The sequence below is a fragment of the Streptomyces sp. NPDC111606 genome (assembly GCF_055656945.1).
The window spans coordinates 1,096,359-1,118,031 of record NZ_JBVKBY010000001.1 but is presented as its reverse complement, the minus strand read 5'-3'; the positions used below and the strand labels follow the sequence as shown (position 1 = coordinate 1,118,031).

The window sequence follows — 21,673 nt, the reverse complement described above, 5'->3', positions numbered from 1 at the left end:
CCAGCGAGGCAGGGGAGTTCGCCGATGACCGGTGTTTCCGGATCCGTATCGCCCGACCGACGCCGCTTTCTGACGGCGGGTGCCGCGGTGCTCGGCGCCGCGGCCTCCGCCCAGCTGTGGCTGCCGACCGCCGCCCGGGCCGCCGAAACCCCGTTGCCCGACGGCGTGTTCAGCCTCGGCGTCGCCTCCGGTGACCCGCTGCCCGACGGCATCGTGCTGTGGACGCGCCTCGCCCCGGACCCGCTGAACGGCGGCGGCATGCCCGATCGCCTGGTGTCCGTCGAGTGGGAGATCGCCGAGGACGAGCGGTTCCGCAAACCGGTGCGCCGCGGGGTCGCCCAGGCCCGGCCTGAGCTGGGGCACAGCGTTCACGTCGACGTACGACGGCTGCGCCCGGGCCGTACGTACTGGTACCGCTTCCGCACCGGCGGCCAGCTCTCGCCCACCGGCCGCACCCGCACCGCGCCCCATCCGACGAGCTCGGGCGGCCGGCTGCGCATGGCGCTGGCCTCCTGCCAGAACTGGCAGCACGGCTACTTCACGCCGTACGCCGACATGCTCGACCAGGACCCCGACTTCGTCCTGTTCGTCGGGGACTACATCTACGAGTCCACGCCTTCGGCGACGGGAGTGCGCCGCCACGAGGGCACGGGTGAGCCGTACAGCCTGGTCCAGTACCGCAACCGGTACGCCCAGTACCGCACCGACCCGGGCCTCGCCGCGATGCACGCGAACGCGCCCTGGGTGGTCACCTTCGACGACCACGAGATCGACAACGACTTCGCCGGTGAGATCCCGCAGGACCCGGACAAGCAGCCGCACGACGCGTTCGTGGCGCGGCTGACCGCGGGCTACCAGGCGTTCTACGAGCACATGCCGGTCCGTGCGAGCGCCATCCCGAACGGCCCGCACATCCAGATGTACCGCCGCCTCGAGTTCGGCCGTCTGGCCCGGCTCAGCGTGCTGGACACCCGGCAGTACCGCAGCGACCAGGCCAAGAGCCAGGAAGGCGCCCAGGACCCCACGCTCACCATGCTCGGCGCCGAGCAGAAGCAGTGGCTGGTCGACGGGCTGCGCCACTCGCCGGCCCGCTGGAACATGATCGGCTCGCAGATCATGATGGCCGAGACCGACCTCAAGGTCGGCGAGGGCAAGCTCTGGTACTACGACGCCTGGGACGGCTACCAGGTCGAACGCAACGCCCTGATGCAGGAGTTGAAGCAGGTCCGCAACCCGGTCGTGTTCACCGGCGACCGCCATCTGACGATGATCAGCGACCTCAAGGAGGACTACGCCGACCCGGGTTCGGACGTCGTGGGCGCGGAGTTCGTCGGTACGTCCATCTCCAGCAACGGCGACCAGGACCAGGACGCCTTCCACAGGGAGTGGGACCCGCGCGTGCCGGACAACCCGCACTGGAAGCTCCTCGACGCCCATCGCGGCTACCACCTCTTCGACATCCGCCGCGACGGCATCGACGCGCAGGTGCGGATCGTGGACACGGTGCGTGCGCAGACGGCCACGCCGAGCACGCTGGCCCGGCTGCGGGTCGACGCGGGCCGGCCGGGCGTCGAGGTCGTGTAACTCCCGCAACCTCTGTCACTTCCGTAGCGGCTGCTGAAGGGCCTGGGACTCATCCGTGTCCCAGGTCACTCTCAGCGCTCTCTCAGCAAGCCCTCTTACCGTCCTCTGACCATGGAGACGGACTGTACGAGAGATGAACTCCCGGCCGACGGCGACGTGATCACCCCGCTCGCGACCGGGACCCGCCTGCTGCACATCGGCCCGCACAAGACGGGCACCACCTCGATCCAGGGCGCCCTGTTCGAGGCGAGGGCCGAGATGGCCCGGCACGGCGTCGAGTGGCCGGCCGCCACCCGGCACCCCATGGAGGCGGTCCTGGCCGCCTGCGCCCGCACCGGCATGATGGGCGACCCCGCGCCCACCGAGCGGCACTGGGAGCGGCTGCTGGAGCAGGTGCGCGGCACCGGGCGGCGTACGTCGGTGATCAGCAGCGAGTTCTTCGCCGACGCCCCCGACGACGACACCGTCGCGCGGATCGTCGAGCAGCTCGGCGGCGAGCGCGTGCACGTCCTGGTCACGCTGCGCCCGCTCGCACGGATCATGCCCTCGCAGTGGCAGCAGTACGTGCAGAACGGCCTGCGCATGGGCTACGAGGACTGGCTGGAGCACCTGCTCAGGAAGCCGCCGTACGACGGGCCCACCCCCAGTTTCTGGCGCCGGCACCGGCATGACCGGCTCGTCGAGCGCTGGGCGCGGGTGGTCGGCGCGGACCGGGTCACCGTCGTCGTGGTCGACGACCGGGACCGAGAGGGCCTGATGCGCACCTTCGAGGCGCTGCTCGGGCTGCGCGCGCACCTTCTGCGGCCGATTCCGGACGCGGCCAATCGCTCGCTCACCCTCGCCGAGACCGAAATGCTGCGGAATCTTAATAAGGAATTCCGCGCCAATGAACTGCCCGCGGAGCTCTATTCACAGCTCGTCCGGAACGGCGCCGTGATGCATATGAAGAACACGTGCGCTCCCGGTCCCGGTGACGTGAAGATCTGCACCCCGCAGTGGGCCGTCGAGGCCGCCGCCGGGATCGGTGCCGAAATGGCGGACCGGATCGAGTCGGCAGGAGTGCGGATTATCGGCGACATGAGCCTTTTGTCCGCCGTGCAGCCGGCCGCCGTACAGCAGCCGGCGGCCAGGGCCGATGCCGCGGCGCGCATCGCTCCCGAGGCGGCGGCGCATGCGCTGTACGGGGCTCTTGCCGCGGCGGCGGGCGCTCCCGTGCGGCATGCCGCGCCCGCCAAGTCGCGCACCGTTCACCAGACGTCGTCCCGGCAGCTGGTGCGGGTACTCGGTCACCGTTGCCTCAAGCGGCTGAGGCTTCGGTGAACCTGTGTCGTTACTCACGGCAACTGCCGGGAACTTCCGGCGGGCTTCATCGCAATGACCATGCGTACAAGGTGAATGACAGGTTGCGCGCACATATGCAGACGGGGACGGTCACCTTGCACTGCGGTAACCCCAAGTGGGACCATTTCCAAGTTCCCAGTCGCCACAAGGTAGGTCACCTGTGTCCCAGCACATAGCCAAGCCCCGTACCACCGCAGTGATCCTTGCGGGTGGTACCGGCCAGCGCGTGGGTCTGTCGATCCCCAAGCAGCTGCTGAAGATCGCCGGCAAGGCAGTCATCGAGCACACGTTGACCACCTTCGAGAAGGCCGACTCGATCGACGACATCATCGTTCTGATGGCGCCCGGTTATGTGCCGGACATCGAGAAGATCGTCGCCAAGGCCGGGTTCAAGAAGGTCAAGAAGATCATCGAGGGTGGTTCCACCCGGAATGAGACGACCGAGCGCGCCATCGACGCCCTCGGCGAGGGCCTGGCCGAGGGCGAGGACCTGAACGTCCTCTTCCACGACGCCGTGCGCCCCCTGCTGTCGCAGCGTGTCATCGACGACTGTGTCGTGGCGTTGGAGCGTTTCCAGGCCGTCGACGTCGCCATCCCGTCCGCGGACACCATCATCGTGACCCGCACGCACGGCGAGGACGGCGAGTTCATCACCGAGATCCCGGACCGCTCCCGGCTGCGCCGCGGCCAGACGCCGCAGGCGTTCAAGCTGTCCACGATCAAGCGGGCCTACGAGGTCGCCGCCGGTGACCCCAACTTCCAGGCCACGGACGACTGCTCCGTCGTGCTCAAGTACCTGCCGGACGTGCCGATCCACGTCGTCGCGGGTGACGAGTACAACATGAAGGTCACCCAGCCCGTCGACGTCTTCATCGCCGACAAGCTCTTCCAGCTGGCCTCCACCGCCACGCCCGAGCAGGTCAGCGAAGAGGCCTACCGCGAGCTGCTGACGGGCAAGACCGTCGTCGTCTTCGGTGGTTCCTACGGCATCGGCAAGGACATCGCCGAACTCGCCGAGTCCTACGGAGCCCAGGTGTACGCGCTGGGCCGCTCCACCACCGGCACCCACGTGGAGAACCCGGAGGAGGTCGACGACGCGCTGTCCAAGGCGTACGCCGAGACCGGGCGCATCGACTACGTCGTCAACACCGCCGGCGTCCTGCGCATCGGCAAGCTCGCCGAGACCGACAACGCCACCATCGAAGAGGCGCTGAAGGTCAACTACCTCGCCCCGGTGCAGATCGCGCGGTCCTCGTACAAGTACCTGGCCGAGACCAAGGGCCAGCTGCTGCTGTACACCTCCAGCAGCTACACCCGCGGTCGCGCCGAGTACAGCCTGTACTCCTCGACCAAGGCCGCCATGGTGAACCTCACCCAGGCGCTGTCCGACGAGTGGGCCGGCGACGGCATCCGCGTCAACTGCATCAACCCGGAGCGCACCGCCACCCCGATGCGCACCAAGGCCTTCGGCCAGGAGCCCTCGGGCAGCCTGCTCTCCTCCGAGGCCGTCGCCCGCACGTCCCTCGACGTGCTGCTCTCCGAGCTGACCGGCCATGTGATCGACGTCCGCCAGCAGGACCCGACGGCGGCCGCCGGCAAGGCGTCCGGCTTCGAGCAGGCGCTGGCCAGTGTCCTGGACCGCCAGGACGGCATGGCATAATCATCAGTTAATAGCCTTATGGAATTCAGGCCTCTGCGATTCTTCGTTCGCGAAGAATTCACAGGGGCCTGAGTCCTTCCCCCGTCAGACCGGCCCCTCTCCCTGAGCAGGTTCTCCGTGATATCCACCGCTATTCGCGTCGCCCGGGTGGGCAGCGCGGCCGAGCTGGCCGCGGCGGCCCTCATGATGCTGGGCTTCCCGGCACTCATGCTGGCCGCGCTCGTACCGAGCGTTCCCGCCTTCGCGGCCGCGGCCGCCGTGACGTACCTGGCGGACCACTATCTGCACCGCAAGGGCAGCTATCTGGTCAACCGCCTGAGCAAGGTGCGGGCAGGTCTGTCGATCCGCTTCCTGATCAGGCAGCTGCTGCTGATCCTGCTGCTGGCCCGGCTCGGCCTCGCGGACGACCTGATCTACTACGGTGCGATCGCCTGCTTCATCGCCTTCTACGGCCTTCAGGCCCCGCACGGCGCGCTGGTCACCCTGATCCGCAACCGCCGCCGTATGCCGGTCGCCACCCGCAACGTCGATCTCGCCTCGCGCATCCGCATCCCGGACGCCCCGCCGCGCAGGCTGCTGCACCGCTCCGCCGAGAAGATGCTGCACCTCGACCTCGCGGCCGTCGCCGGCATCCTCGTCTCCGCGTCCCTGGAGTCGGCCGTCGTCGGCTTCATCGGCATCGGCGTCACGGTGGGCGTGGGCTGCCTTTACGTGCTGGCGCTCGTGCCGTACGTCCGCGGCGCCAAGATCCCGCCGAACGCCGACACCGTGCTGGCCGCCGTCGACGACTGGCTGGGCGAGTACCGGCCCGAGACGGTGCTGTACTTCTCCGGCTCCAAGGACTCCGCGTACCAGGTCAACATGTGGCTGGAGACCATGGAGCAGCTGGACTCCCAGCCGCTGATCATCCTGCGTGAGCGCGTCATCCTGAACAACCTCGCGCCCACCACGGTCCCCGTCATCTGCGTGCCCGGCGGCGTGCACCTGATGAACCTGGACCTGTCGAACGTGCGCGTCGCGTTGTACGCGGCGAACGTCGGCAAGAACATCCACCTGCTGCGTGTGCCGACCATGAAGCACGTCTTCATCGGCCACGGCGACAGCGACAAGCTGGCCAGCGTCAACCCGTACAGCAAGGTCTACGACGAGGTGTGGACCGCCGGGCGCGCGGGCCGCGACCGCTATGCCATCGCCGACGTCGGTGTCCGCGACGCCGACATCGTCGAGGTCGGCCGCCCGCAGCTGGCGCCGATCCAGGGCTGGAGCGGTGTCCCCGCGGGGCGGATCCCGACGGTTCTCTACGCCCCGACCTGGGAGGGCTGGGACGGCAACCCCGGCAACACCTCGATCGTGCTGGCCGGCGAGAGCATCGTGAAGAAGCTGGTGTCGGCCGACCCGCCGGTCCGCGTCCTGTACAAGCCGCACCCCTTCACCGGCACCGTCAGCAAGGAGGCCGGCGCCGCGCACCGGCGGATCATCGCCCTGGTCGAGCAGGCCGCCGCCGAGCGGGTCACCGACGCGCGCTTCACGGCCGACACCGCCACGCTGACCGCCGCCAAGGCCGAGCTGGCCCGCATCGAGGCCCGCCTCGCCGAGCTGTCCGGCAAGGGCAACGGAAAGGGCAACGGCAAGGGCGACGAGGCCGAGGCCACCCGCGACGGGCTCGTCGACATCGCCAAGCACGAGGAGGTCGCCCGGCTGCGCGCCGAATGGAACGCCGCGTACTGGCGCTCCTTCCCCGGCCACGAGCACCGTGTCATCACGGGCGCCGAACCGCGCCTGTACGACTGCTTCAACGTCTCCGACGCGATGGTCTCCGACATCTCCAGCGTGGTCTCCGACTTCATCGCCAGCGGCAAGCCGTACGCCGTCACGGACTCCGCCGAGCTGGGCGTGGAGGAGTTCAAGCGGGCGAACACCGCGGTGCGTGCCGCGACGATCCTGTCCACCAGCGCGGCCGAGCTGGGCGAACTGCTGGACGCCGTACGGGATCCGGCCGCCGATGCGCTGGCCGAGGACCGCGGGGAGCTCAAGCGGTACCTGCTCGGCCCGGACGAGCCCACGTCCATCGACCAGTTCAACACCGCGGTGGCGAACCTCGCGATCAAGGCAGAGACGCGCAACGTCGGCCAGGACTCGAGGTCGGCGACCGGAGCCGACATGGACCCCGAGCCCGAGCCCGACCCTGTGCCGGCGACCGTGCCGGTGCCGCGGGTGTCGGCGGCCGAGGACGACTTGACCGCCTGACCCACGGACCCGACGAAGCGGCCCCCGAGGAGCGATCCTCGGGGGCCGCTTCGTCGTTTCTGAGGGATCCCTTCCACTTCCCGAATCATGTGAGCCCATGTCAGTTCGCGATGTGATCTGGACCACCAAATCGTCGGCCTGAGGCAACCGCTTGCAACACCCAGCCGTCTATCAAGTAGCGAATGAGGCGATACGGGGGAAATATCCCGTTGACAAGGGGGAAACGTGACCGTCACGCAGCCTGATGTGACTGTGATCATCGGGGCGTACGAAGCGATGCCGTACCTGGTCGAGTGCCTGGCTTCCGTCGAGGCGCAGACCATCGGCCCGGGGCGCATCGAGGTCATCGCCGTCGACGACGGTTCGACGGACGGCACGGGGGAGTGCCTGGAGGAGTTCGCCGCCCGCGCGGCGATGCCGGTCACCGTGATCCGGCAGGAGAACTCGGGTGGCCCCAGCGGCCCGCGCAACGTCGGTCTGGGGAAGGCCGCCGGGCGTTTCGTCTTCTTCCTGGACGCCGACGACCGGCTGGGCCCCGAGGCCCTGGAGCGCATGGTCGCGATGGCCGACAGGAACGGCACGGACGTGGTGCTCGGCCGCATCGAGGGGGTCAACCGCACCGCGCCCAAGTCGATGTGGGGCAAGACGCTGGACCGTACCGACGTCTTCTCCTCGAACATCAAGTTCACGCTGAGCGCGCAGAAGCTGTTCCGCCGCGACCTGCTGACCCGGCACAACATGCGGTTCGACGAGTCCCTGTGGACCGGCGAGGACGCGCTGTTCACGATGGAGGCCTACCTGCGGGCGGACGGCGTCTCCGTGGTCGCCGACCACACCTGCTACTACCTGGTCGGCCGCGACGACGGCAAGCACGTGACCAAGAGCGGCGGCTACGCCCTGCGCTTCGACTCCGCGCGCGCCCTGATGAACCTGATCGCCGAGCACGTCCCGGCGGGCCCGCGGCGCGACCAGCTGATGCTCCGTCCCTTCCTCATCACGCTGCTGCCGCAGTTCGGACCCCAGTACGCCAAGGACAGCGAGAAGGTCCGGAAGCGCAAGCTCGAACTCGCGGGGCCCCTCATGGACGCCTACTGGACCCCCGGCATCGCCGGCCGGCTCAAGGTCCACGAGCGGCTGCGGCTGCACCTGGTCGCCGAGCGGCGCCCCGAACTCCTGCTGGACGTGGTGGAGTTCGTGAAGGCCAAGAAGCAGGCGGCGGCCCTCCTGGAGAAGAAGGGCCGCCGGGTCTACCTCGCCTACCCGCACTTCCGGGACGCCGCGGCCGGGATACCGGAGTCCGTGTACCTCGCCGAACCGCGCGAGGCCCGTGCCTTCCCCGGATACCGGGAGGGCGGCGTGGACTCGTTCCTGCGGCGGGCGGTGCGCAAGGCGCGCCGGACGCTGAGGTCCTCGGGCGGGGCTACGCCGGGTGGGCGGGCCGCTGCGGCGTGAAGGACCGTCGCTGATCGGGGATCTCGGGGGTCTCCGCCGCCAGCCGCTCCGCCATCCGGGCGCGGTGCTCCCCGGCCTGTGAACACAGCGACTGCACGGCCTCGTTGAAGCGCACCTGTGACGACGGCTCGTCCGGCCCCAGCAGGTGCCGCTTCAACTCCAGGCGTGCCTCGCCCAGTTGATCCTTCTCGGGGTGCCGCACCGCGTCCAGCAGCTCCGGCACCCCGGCCGCGTCCGGCGTCAGCACCGTCCCCGCGCGCACGGTCGGGAACGCCTTGCGGAACACGTCCTCCGCGAGGCCGCTGGTGTTCGCCACGGCGTACGGCTTCCCGCTCGCCAGGAAGTCGCTGATCACGCTGGACACATCGCTGATGAGCAGGTCCGCCTCGTTGAAGCAGGCGTACAGCGTCGGCCGGGCGGCCGTGACGACCTGGTGCTCCCACGCCGGCAGCGAGGCCCAGTACGCCTCCTCCCAGGCCGCTGTCGCCCGTGTCACCGCCTCCGCCCGCCCCGGTTCCGGCGCCGACTGCAGCAGCATCCGCTCGAGCTGATCGGCGGACGCCCGCACGTCGGTCGTGGTGAGCCGGTCCAACTCCTCGGTACGAAGGGCGAGCTCACCGGTGTCACGCGGGCGCTCGCCGGTCCGTTCCCGGTTCGCCGCCGTGATCAGCTCGCGGATGCGCAGATCGGCAGCCCCCGCCCGCGGATCCACCGACCCCGTCAGCGGATGCGGCTTGTACAGCAGTCGTACGCCCGCATCCGCGAGCAGCGCCCGTACGAGGTTCTCGCCGGCCTCGATCACCGAGGTGTTGCCGGGGTTGCCGTCCCAGCCCTCCCAGGTCGGCGCGTACAGCACCGTCGTGAACGCCCCGCCGGGCGGGCCCGCGTACGGCCGGACGTCGTCCAGCTGCGGGCGGCCGATCTCCACGACGTCCTTGTCCTCGACGCCGACCTCGGCGTACGCGTACCGCTCGCGCGCCGCCGGACCGGCCACCCACACCTCGTCGTAGGCCTTCGCGTACGGGTTGCAGGACGACAGCTTGTCGCTCTCCCCGTGGTTGACGAAGGTGTGCTTGAGGGTGGGGATGCGCAGGACCTGGGAGGTCTTGCCGGAGTTCGAGGGGTGGATGAGGACCTGGAGCGAGGACTCCTCCAGGCGCATCAGCGTGGAGACCTTCGGCAGGCAGAGGACCGGCACGTCGGTCGGCCCGATCTTCTGCACCATGAACCGCTCGCGCAGCACGATCAGCGGCCGTCCCTCCAGCTTCGCGAGCGGCTCCAGCCACATGTTCGCCTGGTACGCCGAGGACGCGCCGCCGGAGAAGTAGAGCCCGACGGTCGGCCGGTACTCCGCCAGCCAGGCGTCGAGCCACTCCAGAGTCTCCCGCTCACCCGCCGGGCGACGGCTCGGCAGCAGCCGTACGAGAAGGTCGCACAGACCCACCAGGGACAGGCCCAGGGAGAGTGCGATGCCCACAGCCGCGCAGCGGGGGTCGTCGGTGGCCGCCGTGGCCAGCAGGCCGGCCGTGGCCGGGAGGCCGAAGATCAGCAGGCGGGGCCCCGGGCGGCGCGACAGGATCGGCGGGGCGGGGGACAGGCGCAGGGCGGCGGCGTCGATGTTGCGGGTGACCACCGGCAGCGTGCGGGTGCGGCGGACCAGCACCGACACCGCCTGGATCGCGCAGTGCAGGACGTAGAAGGCGAGCAGACCCGCGATCAGCGGGGTGTACACCGGCTCCTGGTGCTGCTCGCCCAGCCGCAGCAGGCCCACCACGAGCAGCAGGTCCCGCAGCACGTGCCGCACGGTGATGTCCGCGTGCGACTTGGCGAACACCGACAGCATGCCGCGCTGCCAGCGCAGCAGCACGCCCTCGACGGCCAGGGACAGGGCCGTCGCGGCGAGCAGCAGCGGGACGTCGGGGCGCAGCGCCCCCACGGCCTGGGCGCAGAAGGCGGCGGCCAGGAGAGCAGTGACGAGCGCTCTCACCGGGATGCGGGACAGGGGTGCGGGCAACTGCGGTCACTCCAAGATCGGCGCGGGACGCGGGCGTAGGGTTACGGGTCGTGGTACGCCCGGGTTAACGCGCGGCGGCCTGCGGACGACACGCATGTGTCCTGGGGGCCTGGAGTGACCGGGGCTGCCGGGCGCCCCGGCCCTCGCCGTGGCGGCCGGGGACCCCGGCGCCCTACCGTCCCGATTGCAGTGCCCTGCGGATGGGGCCGCCGACCACGCGGCGGGCCCGGCGGTAGACGGACGGCGTCGCCACCGCCGCGCCGCCCTTGGCGGAGCGGGCCAGGTCGCGCCGCAACCGGTCGTTGTCCGTGGCGAGTTCGGTGATACGGCTCTGCAGCCAGCCGAACCTGCTGGTGAGCGAGGTCAGATCGGCGTCGTTCCAGGGGCGGATGCCCGCCGGGAAGGACAGCGACCTCATGCGTGCGTCGAAGGCGGCGCCGCCGTCGCCGTGCGTGAACGTGTTCTCCAGGCCGTTTCTGTCCAGGAACGCCGTGAACCGCTCGAACCGCTCCTGGTGGCCGCTCATCAGGGAGCCGAAGTCCGCCTCCTCGTACAGCGCCGCTGGGTCCACGTCCTCGGTCAGCTTGTCGATCCGGCGGTGCGGGATGTCGAAGTAGCGGCACAGTTCGAGCGTGCGCGAGTCGCCGCACAGCACGGTCGCCGGGGTGCCCGCCAGCAGCGCGGCGATGTTGCCGTGGATGCGGGAGCCGAAGGAGAAGTCGAACGCGCGCAGATCGTCGATCCAGGTGACCGGGTCGACGTAGACGCGGACCTTGTCCTCCCGGTACATCGGGTGGTCGGGGTGCGTCGGCATCGCGGTCACCGTGCCGTTCGGGTCGGACAGGTCCCGCCAGTGCAGCTGCCGAGCGTCACTGAGGTTCTGGCCGATGAAGCGCAGGTACGGGTAGCGGGCGTGGGCGCGGGTGATGACCCGGTCCAGGCCCTGCGACTTCACCGCGCTGTGCGAGCCGTTGACCGCGATCCGGGAGCCGGCGCCGAGGACGGGCTCCCGCTTGGTGACGGTGAGCTCCTTGCCGTACAGGAACAGCGACGGGCAGCCGATGACCTCGACGTCCCGGAACCCCAGGTCCTTGAGGTACTTCTCGGTGAACTCGCCGCGCACCCCGATCGAGGCGCTGCGGTCGAGCACGGCGGAGACGAACTCGCGCACCGCGGGCTCGATGCCCTTCAGCCGTGCCGCGTTGTAGCCGAGCCCGGCCTGCGCGCCGACCCCCACCACGACCACCGGAATCCGCAGCTTGGTGATCAGCCGCGTCAGCCGCTTCAGCTGCCCCTCGAACGAAGGCCGGAACGCGTTCGCGAGCGGGACGACGAAGGCGTCGTACTCCTCGTTGATCCGGCCCGCCGCCGAGACATCGGTGCGGATGCCGTTCGAGACGACCTCGGTGTGCGGGGTCTCAAGGATCTTGTGGGTGGCGTCGCTGAAGATCAGGTTGCCGGCGTTGGTGGCAATGACGTCCCGATGGAGCGCCTCCTCGACGGAGACGACGTCGTAGGGGCTCTTGCCCGAACGGAGGAGAAGCCGCTTCGCGCGGTGAACGTGGAGAGCATCGTGTGGCACAGCGTTCAACATAAGTTTGCGCCGCCTTTTACTTCTATAGGCAACCAGTGCAACCTTTTTGCCGTATGCAAAGCGTGAGCAGGCCGTTACCACCCGGCTGTCCGGGGGCTGGAATCGCCGAGCGCCGCACGATCCTCTTCGCGTAGATTGCCGGTCAGGGAACCGGACGTACGCGAGGGGAAAGAACACAGGTGGCAGGGGCAAGGCAGGGTGTTCGCGAGGCCCGCAGGATCGTCGTCAAGGTGGGGTCCTCGTCGCTGACCACCGCGTCCGGCGGCCTGGACGCCGACCGCGTCGACGCGCTCGTCGACGTCCTCGCGAAGAGCCGCAGCGGTGGGGAGAGAGAGGTCGTCCTCGTCTCCTCCGGTGCCATCGCCGCCGGTCTCGCCCCACTGGGCCTGCGTCGCCGCCCCAAGGACCTGGCCCGCCAGCAGGCCGCCGCCAGCGTCGGCCAGGGCCTTCTCGTCGCCCGCTACACCGCCTCCTTCGCCCGCCACGGCGTCCGCGTCGGCCAGGTCCTGCTGACCAGCGACGACATGAGCCGCCGCGCTCACCACCGCAACGCCTCCCGCACCCTCGACAAGCTCCTCGCGATGGGCGCGTTCCCGATCGTCAACGAGAACGACACCGTTGCCACGGACGAGATCCGCTTCGGCGACAACGACCGGCTCGCGGCGCTCGTGGCCCATCTGGTGCGGGCCGACCTGCTGGTGCTGCTGTCCGACGTGGACGGCGTGTACGACGGCGACCCCAGCAAGCCGGGCACCTCGCGGATAGCGGAGGTGCACGGTCCGGAGGATCTGGCGGAGGTGGAGATCGGCCACACGGGCCGGGCCGGGGTCGGCACCGGTGGCATGGTCACCAAGGTCGAGGCCGCCCGGATCGCGGCCGCCGCGGGCATCCCGGTCGTCCTCACCAGCGCGGTCCACGCCGCCGAGGCGCTGCACGGCGGCGACACCGGCACCTACTTCCACGCCACCGGCAAGCGCTCCGCCGACCGCCTGCTGTGGCTCCAGCACGCCTCCACCCCGCAGGGCTCGCTGACCCTGGACGACGGCGCGGTACGGGCGGTCGTCGAACGCCGGATGTCCCTGCTGCCGGCCGGGATCGCCGCCGTCGAGGGCGAGTTCAGCGCGGGCGACCCGGTCGAGCTGCGCGACAGCGCGGGGCACGCGGTCGCACGCGGGCTCGTCAACTTCGATGCCAAGGAGATGCCGCAACTGCTCGGGCGCTCGACGCGGGAGCTGGCACGGGAGCTGGGGGCGGAGTACGAGCGGGAGGTCGTGCATCGGGACGACCTGGTGATCCTGGCGCCGTAGAGGCGGGTGATCCCGGAGTTCTGAACGCGCTCCGTTGCTGAGGTGTGGCGAAAACAGGGGGACGCCCCGCTGTCGACGTCGCCCTGAAGTGGACGTTCCGCGCTGTATCGCCCCGGGGGCCAACCCCGGACCCCCGGCCGAAAACAGGGGGAACGCCCCGTTGCCCACGTCGCCCTGAGGTGGACGTTCCGCAAAACCGCCCCGCGAGCCCTTGCGGCCTGCTCAACTTTGTCTACGGGACACATTCCGCACGACCACCGAGTCGGTCACTGCGTAAAGGAGGCCGTCGTGAGACGAGTGCGCCCTGGAACGGCGTCCCGCAGTGCCGGTGGGGCCTCGTCCCGTGCGGCCGGTGAGGAGCGCGCCTTGACGAGCGTCGCGGCCGGCGACCGCTATGAGGAGCCCAAGGACCTGCCCCGCCTGTGGCACGTCACCCTCAGCGTTTCCGGTCAGGAGGCCCCGCTGAAGGAGGTCCGGCGCGCCCTCGAACAGCTCGCCCACGACCACCCCTTTCTGCTGACCAGCCGGTACGCGGGCGACCACGCCGAGATCCGCTACTGGGAAGAGGCCCGCGACCTGCACGACGCCGCCGCGGTCGCCCTGCGTCTGTGGGGCGAGCACCGGCAGAGCGCGGGGCTGCCGCCCTGGGAGATCGTCGGCCTGGAGGTGATCGACCGCGAGACCTACCACCTGAGGCTCGCGGAAGGCTTCGGACCACCGCCGGCGACTCCGGTGGGTGTCCACCCGTTCTAGGGCGTGGCAGCGGGGGAGGGCGGGCAAAAGAGGGCGAGGGCCCGCGTTTCGGTTCCGTCTCGCGGTTCGGAACATACGATGGACCGCCCTCGCGGGCGCACTACCCTTCTTTCATGACCACGCTTTCGCCGTACGACTCCATGTCCCCGGTCAACAGGGCCGCCTACCGCGCCAAGGCCGCCGCCGCCGACCTCGCTCCGCTACCGCGGGCCGAGAAGGACGACGCGCTGCTCGCCATCGCGGACGCCCTGGAGGTCCGGACGAGCGAAATCGTCGAGGCCAACGCCAAGGACATCGCCAAGGCCCGCGAGGCCGGCACCAGCGAGGCGATCATCGACCGGCTGACGCTGACGCCGGAGCGCGTGCGGGCCATCGCCTCCGACGTGCGGGACGTCGTCGCGCTGCCCGACCCGGTCGGTGAGGTCGTGCGCGGCTCGACCCTCCCCAACGGCATCGACCTGCGCCAGGTCCGCGTCCCGCTGGGTGTCGTCGGGATCATCTACGAGGCCCGCCCGAACGTCACCGTCGACGCCGCCGCCCTCTGCCTGAAGTCCGGCAACGCCGTGCTGCTGCGCGGCTCGGCCTCGGCGTACGAGTCGAACAGCGCACTCGTCCGGGTGATCCGCGACGCCGTGGGCGGGGCCGGGCTGCCCGCCGACGCCGTGCAGCTGGTGCCCGGGGAGAGCCGCGAGAGCGTACGCGAGCTGATGCGGGCCCGCGGGCTAGTCGACGTGCTGATCCCGCGCGGCGGCGCCTCGCTGATCCAGACGGTGGTCACCGAGTCCATCGTCCCGGTGATCGAGACCGGCACGGGCAACTGCCACGTCTACGTCGACGCCCACGCCGACCTCGACATGGCGATCGAGATCCTGATCAACTCCAAGGCCCAGCGCGTCAGCGTCTGCAACTCCGCCGAGACCCTCCTGGTCCACCAGGACATCGCCCCCGAGTTCCTGCCGCGTGCCCTGGACGCCCTCGCGGAGGCCGGGGTGACCGTGCACGCCGACGAGAGGATCATGGCGTACGGCAAGGACTCCAAGGCGACCGTCGTCGAGGCGACCGCCGAGGACTGGGAGACCGAGTACCTGTCGTACGACATCGCCGCCGCGGTCGTCGACTCGCTGGACAAGGCCGTCGAGCACATCCGCCTGTGGACCTCCGGCCACACCGAGGCCATCGTCACCACCTCGCAGCAGGCCGCCCGCCGCTTCACCCAGCTGGTCGATTCCACGACGGTCGCGGTGAACGCGTCCACCCGCTTCACGGACGGCGGCCAGTTCGGCTTCGGCGCCGAGATCGGCATCTCCACGCAGAAGCTGCACGCCCGCGGGCCGATGGGGCTGCCCGAGCTGACCAGCACGAAGTACATCGTCACCGGCGACGGGCACGTACGGCGCTGACCCGTACGGCGTAGGGGCGCGCGGCCAGGGCATATGCGTCAGACACGCGCCCCCGGACAGCCTCCGTGCCGCACGACAGGTGTCTCACCAGGCAGATGAATTTCCATACCGTCTGCCCAAATTGACCCCCCAGGTCTACTCTGGAGCCGTGCCGGAGGACGTGGGGGGCACGCCGTTCCCTGACGGCTGGGAGCCCGACGACGACCACGACCGCGGGGTGTCGGACGAAGAGTTCGCCTCCGTGGTCTTCGACGAGGCCTTCGTACGGGCGGCCGCGGTGCACGAGCCGACCGCCGTCGAGCGCCTCCTGGCCGCCGCCCAGGCGAGAGCGGAGGCCTCCGAGGCGGAGGCCCGCCGGGCACACGGCCGGGGCGAGCGGTACGACGACGGGTACGGCCCCGACGACCGCCCCTCTTTCGGCCATGATCCCGAGCTGGACGATCTGGACGACACGGACATCCTGGAAGGCCGCTACGGCGCCCCCGGGACGTACGGCAAACAGGTCCGCTGGCACCGTCCCGTGGCCTGGATGCTCGCCCTGGTGATGGGCATCGGCATGGTCGCGCTGGCCTTCACGGCGGTCTACCGCGGCGCCTCCTCCAGCGGCCGGGAGCAGGTCCCGGCGCCCGCGTCGACCGGACTGGAGCAGGGCACCGGAGCGGCTCCCTCCGCCTCCGCCGACCACTCCCAACCGGCCATATCGGCGACCCCGCGCACACCCTGATCGGACCCGATCGAGGGACCCGATCGATGGCCTGAACGCCACTGAGAGCCGTCTGACGATCCTGGTGAGAACCTGTCAGAACTTGTCGTGCGGCAGGGCGTTTACCTGAGCTCCCGGCGACCTACCCTGAAGATATGGGAGGGCCAGCAGACCCACCCGAGGGGGCACCCGAGGGCGGCCCCGGAGGTGGCGAGGACGAGTACCGATCCGTCGTCTTCGACGAGTCGTTCGTCCGTGCTGCCCGCCTCCAGGAATTCTCCGCGCAGGAGCGCATCACCGACCACGCCCCCGCCGTGCGCCGCCGTGCCCCACTGCGGCGCGGCCTGTCCCGGCAGGCGCTGATCCTGGTTCTGCTGATCGCCGTGGCCTTCGGTACGGCGATCTACATGGGTGTACGGCACCCCTACCAGACCCCGGCTAACTCCGGGCCGCCCGCCGAGCCGCTGCGCATGACCGTCATCCCGCTCGCTCCGGAGGGCAAGGTGCCCGGGGCGAGCGACACGGAGAACCTGTACGCGCGCAGTCCCGCCGCTCAGTTCCGGCTCGGTGCGGAGGGCATACCGCTGCCGGCCGCCCGCCGCACCGCGCACTTCTCGGACAGCCAGGTGACGAATGCGCTGAGCATCGCCAAGGACTACATCGTGCGCTCCTCGCTGTATCCCGAGGTGCTCACCGGTGAGCAGGTCCGTCCGGTGCGGGTGCTGCTCGATCCCGACCAGCTGGACCAATTCGACCAGAGCTTCCGCCGGCCTGCCGCGGACGGGCGGCATGCGCCGACCGGGTGGCTGGTGCGCTTCGACCCCTCCCAGGCGGAGCTGGCGGACCGCAAGATCCGGGTGCAGGGGACGCTGCAGGCGGCGGAGACGGACTCGTCCACGCTCGAGGTCACGGCCGATCACACGTTTGTGTACGCGCTGCGGGCGGTGCGGGCGGGGGCCGGGGCCGGGGAGAAGGCGGCCGAGGCCTCGCTGTTCACCGTGCGGCGGGAGCTGCACTTCCGGTTCGACCGGGAGGACCTGCGGCTGCATCAGGCCCAGCTGGTCGTGTCCTATGTGCAGGCGGGGCCGCTGTCGTGCGCCGAGGACTCCACGAACCGGCTGCATCCGCTGCTGGCCGGGCAGACGGCGAAGGAGGGGGGTCCTGCGGGGACCGACCCCTACGCCACGGGTGGGGCGACGGCGCTGTGCGGGTCGCTGGCTACGGGGTCCCAGCCGAAGGTTTGAGCGCCGGGGGTTTTCTCGCCCCCGCCGCCCCTACCCTTCCCGTCCTCCAGGGGCTCTGCCCCTTCGACCCCGGTCCCTGGGGGCTGCCGCCCCCAGACCCCCGCTGTCGGCCTGAACGGCCTCGTCCTCAAAACGCCGGACGGGCTGGATTGCCCGGGCCTGCCCTCTGACGCCGAACCGGATGGAATGCCTGGACCGGCGTCGAGAAGCGGACGCAGGCCGTCAGCTCGTGGGCGTGCCGTCCCCGCCCGTGTCGTCGCGCCTCGGCTCGTCGCTCGGGGGTGCGCTTGTGAAGCCGCCGAAGCCTCGGCGTACGCGGCCGCCGAGGTCGCCGGCGCCACCCGCTATGTCCGTGACCAGCTTCATCAGGGGGTCCTTGGAGGACTTCACGTGGGTGGCGTAGTGGGAGGCGGACTCGCGGAAGGAGTCGGTGACCGAGGCGTCCTTGTCCTCGTCGCGGCGCGGGTAGTGGCCGTCCATGATGCGCTGGTAGTCGCGGGACTCGGCCCACTTCTTCAGCTCGGCCGCGCGGACCGTGGTGAAGGGGTGGGAGCGGGGCAGGACGTTCAGGATCTTGAGGACCGAGTCGCGCAGGTCGCCGCCCGCCTCGTACTCCTCGGCCTGCTTCAGGAACGCGTCCACGTTCATCTCGTGCAGATGGTGGCCGCCCGCGAGCTTCATCAGGCCGCGCATGGAGGACTGGAGGTCCTGGCCGACCAGCAGGCCGGCGCGGTCGGCGGAGAGCTCCGACTTGCGGAACCACTCGCGCAGCGCCGTCACGATGGCCATGATCGCGATGTTGCCCAGCGGGATCCAGGCGACCCGGACCGCCAGGCTGGTGAGGAACAGGAGGATCGTGCGGTAGACCGAGTGGCCCGAGAGGGCGTGGCCCACCTCGTGGCCGACGACCGCCCGCATCTCCTCTTCGTCGAGCAGCTCGACCAGGCCTGTCGTGACCACGATGATCGGCTCGTCCAGGCCGATGCACATCGCGTTCGGTACCGGGTCCTGGTTGACGTACATCGGCGGGACCTTCTCCAGGTCCAGGATGTAACAGGCGTCGCGCAGCATGTCGTTGAGGTGCGCGAACTGCTGGTCCGACACCCGCACCGAGTCGGACAGGAAGAGCAGCCGCAGACTGCGCTCCGGGAGCAGGCCGCTCAGGGCCTTGAAGACCGTGTCGAAGCCGCTGAGCTTGCGCAGCGCCACCAGGGCCGAGCGGTCCGCCGGGTGTTCGTACGCACGCGAGGAGATCCCCGGGAAACGCCTGCGCTGCCTGCTCGGTACGTTCTCGTGCCCGGTGTGCTCGTGGCCTTCGGACATGTCTTCCCCCATGTGCGTCTGGATGGCTCTGTGCGGCTCTTTGCGGAGCCTTGTTCCGCCCTTTGCGCCCCCGAAGCAGAGCCCAGCCTAGGCGGAGTTACCGTGGACGGGCACTACAGCGAAGGAGTTCCGCGTCATGGAGCACAATCCTCCGGCCACCTGGCTCACCGAGGCCGCGAGCGCGGCCGAGCAGCAGGGGGCGGGAAATCTGCTCCGGGTCGTACTGATCGTGATGGTCGTGGGCTGTGTGCTGACCGCGTGGTTCCTGTTGCGGGGCTACAGGCGGAATGACGACTGAGCCGCCGGGAAGGTTCCCCGCGGACCGTCGAAGGCGCCCCAACGGTGGAGTCGGCGTGATCGCCGTCATGGCGCCCGCTTACGATGGGCCGACATCTTTATCCCGCCCACACGCGATAGGTCACGCCGAAGATGAGCTTCCACAGCGCCGCTGCCCAGTTGGTCACCCTCGCCGCCGAGGGCGAGGAGCACGGTGGCAACCACAACAGCATCAGCCCGTGGCTCACCGGGGGTGGCGCCTTCGTCATCCTGCTGCTCCTGCTGTGGATCACCACCCGCTTCAACCGCGACCGCTGAGTCCCGGCCAGGTCCTTCCCGGTCCGGTCGACAGCTGCCCGGCCGGAGCCCTCAGGCGGGGCCGGTAGGGTCTGCACGCATGGGAGAGCAGGACATGCCTACCGGCCCCGGAAACGGCCCGTCGAACCGCGCCAAGCGCCGCCTCGGCGTCATGGGTGGAACGTTTGACCCGATCCACCACGGCCACCTCGTCGCGGCCAGTGAGGTCGCCGCGCAGTTCCACCTCGACGAGGTCGTGTTCGTGCCCACCGGCCAGCCGTGGCAGAAGAGCCACCGGCACGTCTCCCCGGCCGAGGACCGCTATCTGATGACGGTCATCGCCACGGCCGAGAACCCGCAGTTCTCCGTCAGCCGCATCGACATCGACCGCGGCGGCCCGACGTACACCGTGGACACCCTGCGCGACCTGCGTGCGCTCAACCCCGACACGGACCTGTTCTTCATCACCGGCGCCGACGCCCTCGACCGGATTCTGACGTGGCGGGACTCGGAGGAGCTGTTCTCCCTCTCGCACTTCATCGGGGTCACCCGGCCCGGCCATCACCTCAACGATCCGGGGCTCCCGGAAGGCGGTGTCTCGTTGGTCGAGGTTCCCGCGCTGGCCATCTCGTCCACCGATTGCCGCGCGAGAGTCGCAAAGGGAGACCCCATCTGGTATCTGGTGCCGGACGGAGTTGTGCGCTACATCGACAAGCGCGAGCTGTACCGCGGCGAGTGAGGCAGTGAGCCGAGAGGGGCTACCGGTGAACGACCGATACGACGCGGGGGCCGCGGGATACGAGGCCGACCAGTACGAACTGGTCGGCTACGACGAGTACGGGCAGCCGGTGTACCGACAGCTCCCGCCGCAGCAACAGCAGCCGCAGCAGTACGACCCTTACGCACAGCAGGGATACGGCTACGACCCGTACGCGACCGGCCGGCAGCAGCCGGCGCCGCCGTACGACCCCTACGGGTCCGGCGACACCGGTCAGCAGCCGCCCACGGCCGGCTACGACCCGTACGGCACCGGCACGCACCAGCAGCAGCACCACGGCGGCGCGCAGTCGGCGCCGTACGACCCGTACGGCCGTACCGCGACCAGCGGTCAGCAGCAGCGGGTCGCCGAGCAGACCGCCTACATCCCGCAGCAGGCCGGGCCGGTCGAGGAACCGGTGGCCCAGGGCCGCGGTGACGCGGACTACCACACCGAACAGTTCGCTTTCGTCGAGGAGCCCGACCAGGACTCCGAGGACGTCATCGACTGGCTGAAGTTCACCGAGAACCGCACCGAGCGCCGCGAGGAGGCCCGGCGACGGGCACGCGCGCGTGTCATCGCCCTCGTGGTCGTGCTCGCCATCGCCGCGGCCGGCGGCGTCGGCTACCTCTGGTACGCCGGGAAGCTGCCCGGCCTCACGGCGTCGGACGACAAGACGGACACCGCGACGCCCGTGGGCGCCCAGAAGCGTGACGTGATCGTCGTCCATCTGCACAACACCAAGAGCGGCGGCACCTCCACGGCGCTGCTCGTCGACAACGCCACCACCCAGCAGGGCACCACCGTCCTGATGCCCAACTCGCTCGCCCTGACCGGCGACGACGGCAGCACGACCACCCTGGCGAAGTCGGTTGACGACGACGGCTCCTCCGGGACGCGCGACGCCATCGACACCGTCCTCGGCACCGAGATCCAGGGCACCTGGCGGCTGGACACCCCGTATCTGCAGAACCTCGTCGACCTGGTCGGCAACATCGAGGTCGACACCAACGCCGACGTGCCCGACCCGGACGCCAAGTCCAAGGGCGCCGCACCCCTCGTCCGCAAGGGCAAGGGGCAGACCCTCAGCGGCAAGACGGCCGTCGCCTACGCCACCTACCAGGGCTCCGGCGAGGCGCAGAACGCCCAGCTGGAGCGGTTCGGGCAGGTCATGCAGGCCGTGCTGCGCAAGCTGACCTCGGACACGCAGGGCGCGACCACCACCGTGCAGACGCTCGGGATGATCATCGAGCCGCCGCTGACCGACAAGGACCTCGGCGCCTTCCTCGCCAAGCTCGCCGACCTCGCCAAGGGCGGCGACTACAAGACGGCCATGCTGCCCGTCCAGACCAACGGCACGCTGAGCGCACAGGCGAGCGCGAGCGTCGTCAAGGACGTCCTCGGCGGCACCGCCAAGAGCCCCGGCAAGGACGCCGCGGTCCGCGTGTCCGTCCGCAACGCCAGCGGCGTCAAGGACAACACCAACGCGGCCCGCGTGGTGCTGCTGAACGGCGGCTTCACCTTCCTGGAGGGCGGCACCGAATCCGCCGCCGCCACCTCCGAGGTGGTCTACGCCGACGCCGCCGACAAGGACGACGCCACCGAGGTCGCCAAGACCCTGGGGCTGTCCTCCGGAGCGGTCAGCAAGGGTGAGGTGTCCGGGAACGCGGACGTCTCCGTGGTCCTCGGCCAGGACTACAAGCCGTCGTCCTCGTAGCGGG

At 70.1% G+C, this 21,673-nt stretch carries 17 protein-coding genes; 14 read left to right on the top strand and 3 right to left on the bottom strand.

Annotated features, from left to right (window positions below):
- The first annotated feature begins 24 nt into the window (after positions 1-24).
- The 5 genes from ACZ7M7_RS05130 (at position 25) to ACZ7M7_RS05110 (ending at position 8,284) form a co-directional block, all read left to right on the top strand.
- Positions 25-1,584: an alkaline phosphatase D family protein gene (locus ACZ7M7_RS05130; RefSeq protein WP_383611147.1), complete on the top strand. Its 1,560-nt coding sequence runs from the start codon at positions 25-27 to the stop codon at positions 1,582-1,584.
- Between the two features lie 111 nt (positions 1,585-1,695).
- The gene (locus ACZ7M7_RS05125; protein ID WP_472112879.1) at positions 1,696-2,904 is read left to right on the top strand and encodes a hypothetical protein; all 1,209 of its coding nucleotides are present in this window, start codon (positions 1,696-1,698) and stop codon (positions 2,902-2,904) included.
- A gap of 181 nt (positions 2,905-3,085) precedes the next feature.
- Positions 3,086-4,585, top strand: a complete 1,500-nt coding sequence (locus ACZ7M7_RS05120; protein ID WP_383611141.1) for a D-ribitol-5-phosphate cytidylyltransferase — start codon at positions 3,086-3,088, stop codon at positions 4,583-4,585.
- 147 nt (positions 4,586-4,732) lie between these two features.
- Positions 4,733-6,832 carry a hypothetical protein gene (locus tag ACZ7M7_RS05115; protein ID WP_472113940.1) on the top strand — a complete coding sequence of 700 codons (2,100 nt, stop codon included), beginning with the start codon at positions 4,733-4,735 and terminating at the stop codon, positions 6,830-6,832.
- Positions 6,833-7,057: 225 nt separating this feature from the next.
- Positions 7,058-8,284, top strand: coding sequence for a glycosyltransferase family 2 protein (locus ACZ7M7_RS05110; RefSeq protein WP_383611138.1), 1,227 nt, complete (start codon positions 7,058-7,060; stop codon positions 8,282-8,284).
- Here the strand turns inward: ACZ7M7_RS05110 and ACZ7M7_RS05105 are convergent.
- Positions 8,253-10,298: a hypothetical protein gene (locus ACZ7M7_RS05105; protein WP_472112876.1), complete on the bottom strand. Its 2,046-nt coding sequence runs from the start codon at positions 10,296-10,298 to the stop codon at positions 8,253-8,255. The two genes, ACZ7M7_RS05110 and ACZ7M7_RS05105, sit on opposite strands and share 32 nt — an antisense overlap.
- A gap of 172 nt (positions 10,299-10,470) precedes the next feature.
- Positions 10,471-11,892 carry a polysaccharide pyruvyl transferase family protein gene (locus ACZ7M7_RS05100; protein WP_472112874.1) on the bottom strand — a complete coding sequence of 474 codons (1,422 nt, stop codon included), beginning with the start codon at positions 11,890-11,892 and terminating at the stop codon, positions 10,471-10,473.
- A 179-nt stretch (positions 11,893-12,071) separates the two neighbouring features.
- On the opposite strand from ACZ7M7_RS05100, the gene proB reads away from it, so the two are divergent.
- The 5 genes from proB to ACZ7M7_RS05075 all read left to right on the top strand — a co-directional run bounded on the left by proB (position 12,072) and on the right by ACZ7M7_RS05075 (position 17,299).
- Positions 12,072-13,199, top strand: a complete 1,128-nt coding sequence (gene proB, locus ACZ7M7_RS05095; RefSeq protein WP_472112872.1) for a glutamate 5-kinase — start codon at positions 12,072-12,074, stop codon at positions 13,197-13,199.
- 297 nt (positions 13,200-13,496) lie between these two features.
- On the top strand, positions 13,497-13,952 hold the full coding sequence (locus ACZ7M7_RS05090) for a hypothetical protein (protein ID WP_383611177.1): 456 nt from the start codon (positions 13,497-13,499) through the stop codon (positions 13,950-13,952).
- A gap of 113 nt (positions 13,953-14,065) precedes the next feature.
- A complete protein-coding gene (locus ACZ7M7_RS05085; protein WP_383611128.1) occupies positions 14,066-15,352 on the top strand; it encodes a glutamate-5-semialdehyde dehydrogenase in 1,287 nt (428 codons plus the stop codon).
- A 148-nt stretch (positions 15,353-15,500) separates the two neighbouring features.
- Positions 15,501-16,076, top strand: coding sequence for an SCO2584 family spore wall biosynthesis protein (locus ACZ7M7_RS05080; protein ID WP_451166767.1), 576 nt, complete (start codon positions 15,501-15,503; stop codon positions 16,074-16,076).
- 134 nt (positions 16,077-16,210) lie between these two features.
- Positions 16,211-17,299 (top strand): SCO2583 family membrane protein, encoded by a 1,089-nt coding sequence (locus ACZ7M7_RS05075; RefSeq protein WP_383611123.1) that lies wholly within the window; start codon positions 16,211-16,213, stop codon positions 17,297-17,299.
- 222 nt (positions 17,300-17,521) lie between these two features.
- Here ACZ7M7_RS05075 and ACZ7M7_RS05070 read toward each other — a convergent pair whose 3' ends face one another.
- A complete protein-coding gene (locus tag ACZ7M7_RS05070) occupies positions 17,522-18,634 on the bottom strand; it encodes a M48 family metallopeptidase (protein ID WP_383611120.1) in 1,113 nt (370 codons plus the stop codon).
- Positions 18,635-18,758: 124 nt separating this feature from the next.
- On the opposite strand from ACZ7M7_RS05070, the gene ACZ7M7_RS05065 reads away from it, so the two are divergent.
- The 4 genes from ACZ7M7_RS05065 to ACZ7M7_RS05050 all read left to right on the top strand — a co-directional run bounded on the left by ACZ7M7_RS05065 (position 18,759) and on the right by ACZ7M7_RS05050 (position 21,669).
- Positions 18,759-18,920: a hypothetical protein gene (locus ACZ7M7_RS05065; RefSeq protein WP_328427687.1), complete on the top strand. Its 162-nt coding sequence runs from the start codon at positions 18,759-18,761 to the stop codon at positions 18,918-18,920.
- Positions 18,921-19,051: 131 nt separating this feature from the next.
- Positions 19,052-19,216 (top strand): hypothetical protein, encoded by a 165-nt coding sequence (locus ACZ7M7_RS05060; RefSeq protein ID WP_107119861.1) that lies wholly within the window; start codon positions 19,052-19,054, stop codon positions 19,214-19,216.
- Between the two features lie 79 nt (positions 19,217-19,295).
- Positions 19,296-19,934: a nicotinate-nucleotide adenylyltransferase gene (gene nadD, locus ACZ7M7_RS05055; RefSeq protein WP_383611116.1), complete on the top strand. Its 639-nt coding sequence runs from the start codon at positions 19,296-19,298 to the stop codon at positions 19,932-19,934.
- Positions 19,935-19,959: 25 nt separating this feature from the next.
- A complete protein-coding gene (locus tag ACZ7M7_RS05050) occupies positions 19,960-21,669 on the top strand; it encodes an LCP family protein (RefSeq protein ID WP_472112868.1) in 1,710 nt (569 codons plus the stop codon).
- Positions 21,670-21,673: the final 4 nt, after the last annotated feature.

Bases quoted from the DNA above. Each gene is read 5' to 3' on its own strand.
- ACZ7M7_RS05060 (WP_107119861.1), top strand. From the start codon at position 19,052: ATGAGCTTCCACAGCGCCGCTGCCCAGTTGGTCACCCTCGCCGCCGAG.
- ACZ7M7_RS05075 (WP_383611123.1), top strand. From the start codon at position 16,211: ATGGGAGGGCCAGCAGACCCACCCGAGGGGGCACCCGAGGGCGGCCCC.
- ACZ7M7_RS05125 (WP_472112879.1), top strand. From the start codon at position 1,696: ATGGAGACGGACTGTACGAGAGATGAACTCCCGGCCGACGGCGACGTG.
- ACZ7M7_RS05085 (WP_383611128.1), top strand. From the start codon at position 14,066: ATGACCACGCTTTCGCCGTACGACTCCATGTCCCCGGTCAACAGGGCC.
- ACZ7M7_RS05065 (WP_328427687.1), top strand. From the start codon at position 18,759: ATGGAGCACAATCCTCCGGCCACCTGGCTCACCGAGGCCGCGAGCGCG.
- nadD (WP_383611116.1), top strand. From the start codon at position 19,296: ATGGGAGAGCAGGACATGCCTACCGGCCCCGGAAACGGCCCGTCGAAC.
- ACZ7M7_RS05130 (WP_383611147.1), top strand. From the start codon at position 25: ATGACCGGTGTTTCCGGATCCGTATCGCCCGACCGACGCCGCTTTCTG.
- ACZ7M7_RS05100 (WP_472112874.1), bottom strand. From the start codon at position 11,892: ATGTTGAACGCTGTGCCACACGATGCTCTCCACGTTCACCGCGCGAAG.
- ACZ7M7_RS05070 (WP_383611120.1), bottom strand. From the start codon at position 18,634: ATGGGGGAAGACATGTCCGAAGGCCACGAGCACACCGGGCACGAGAAC.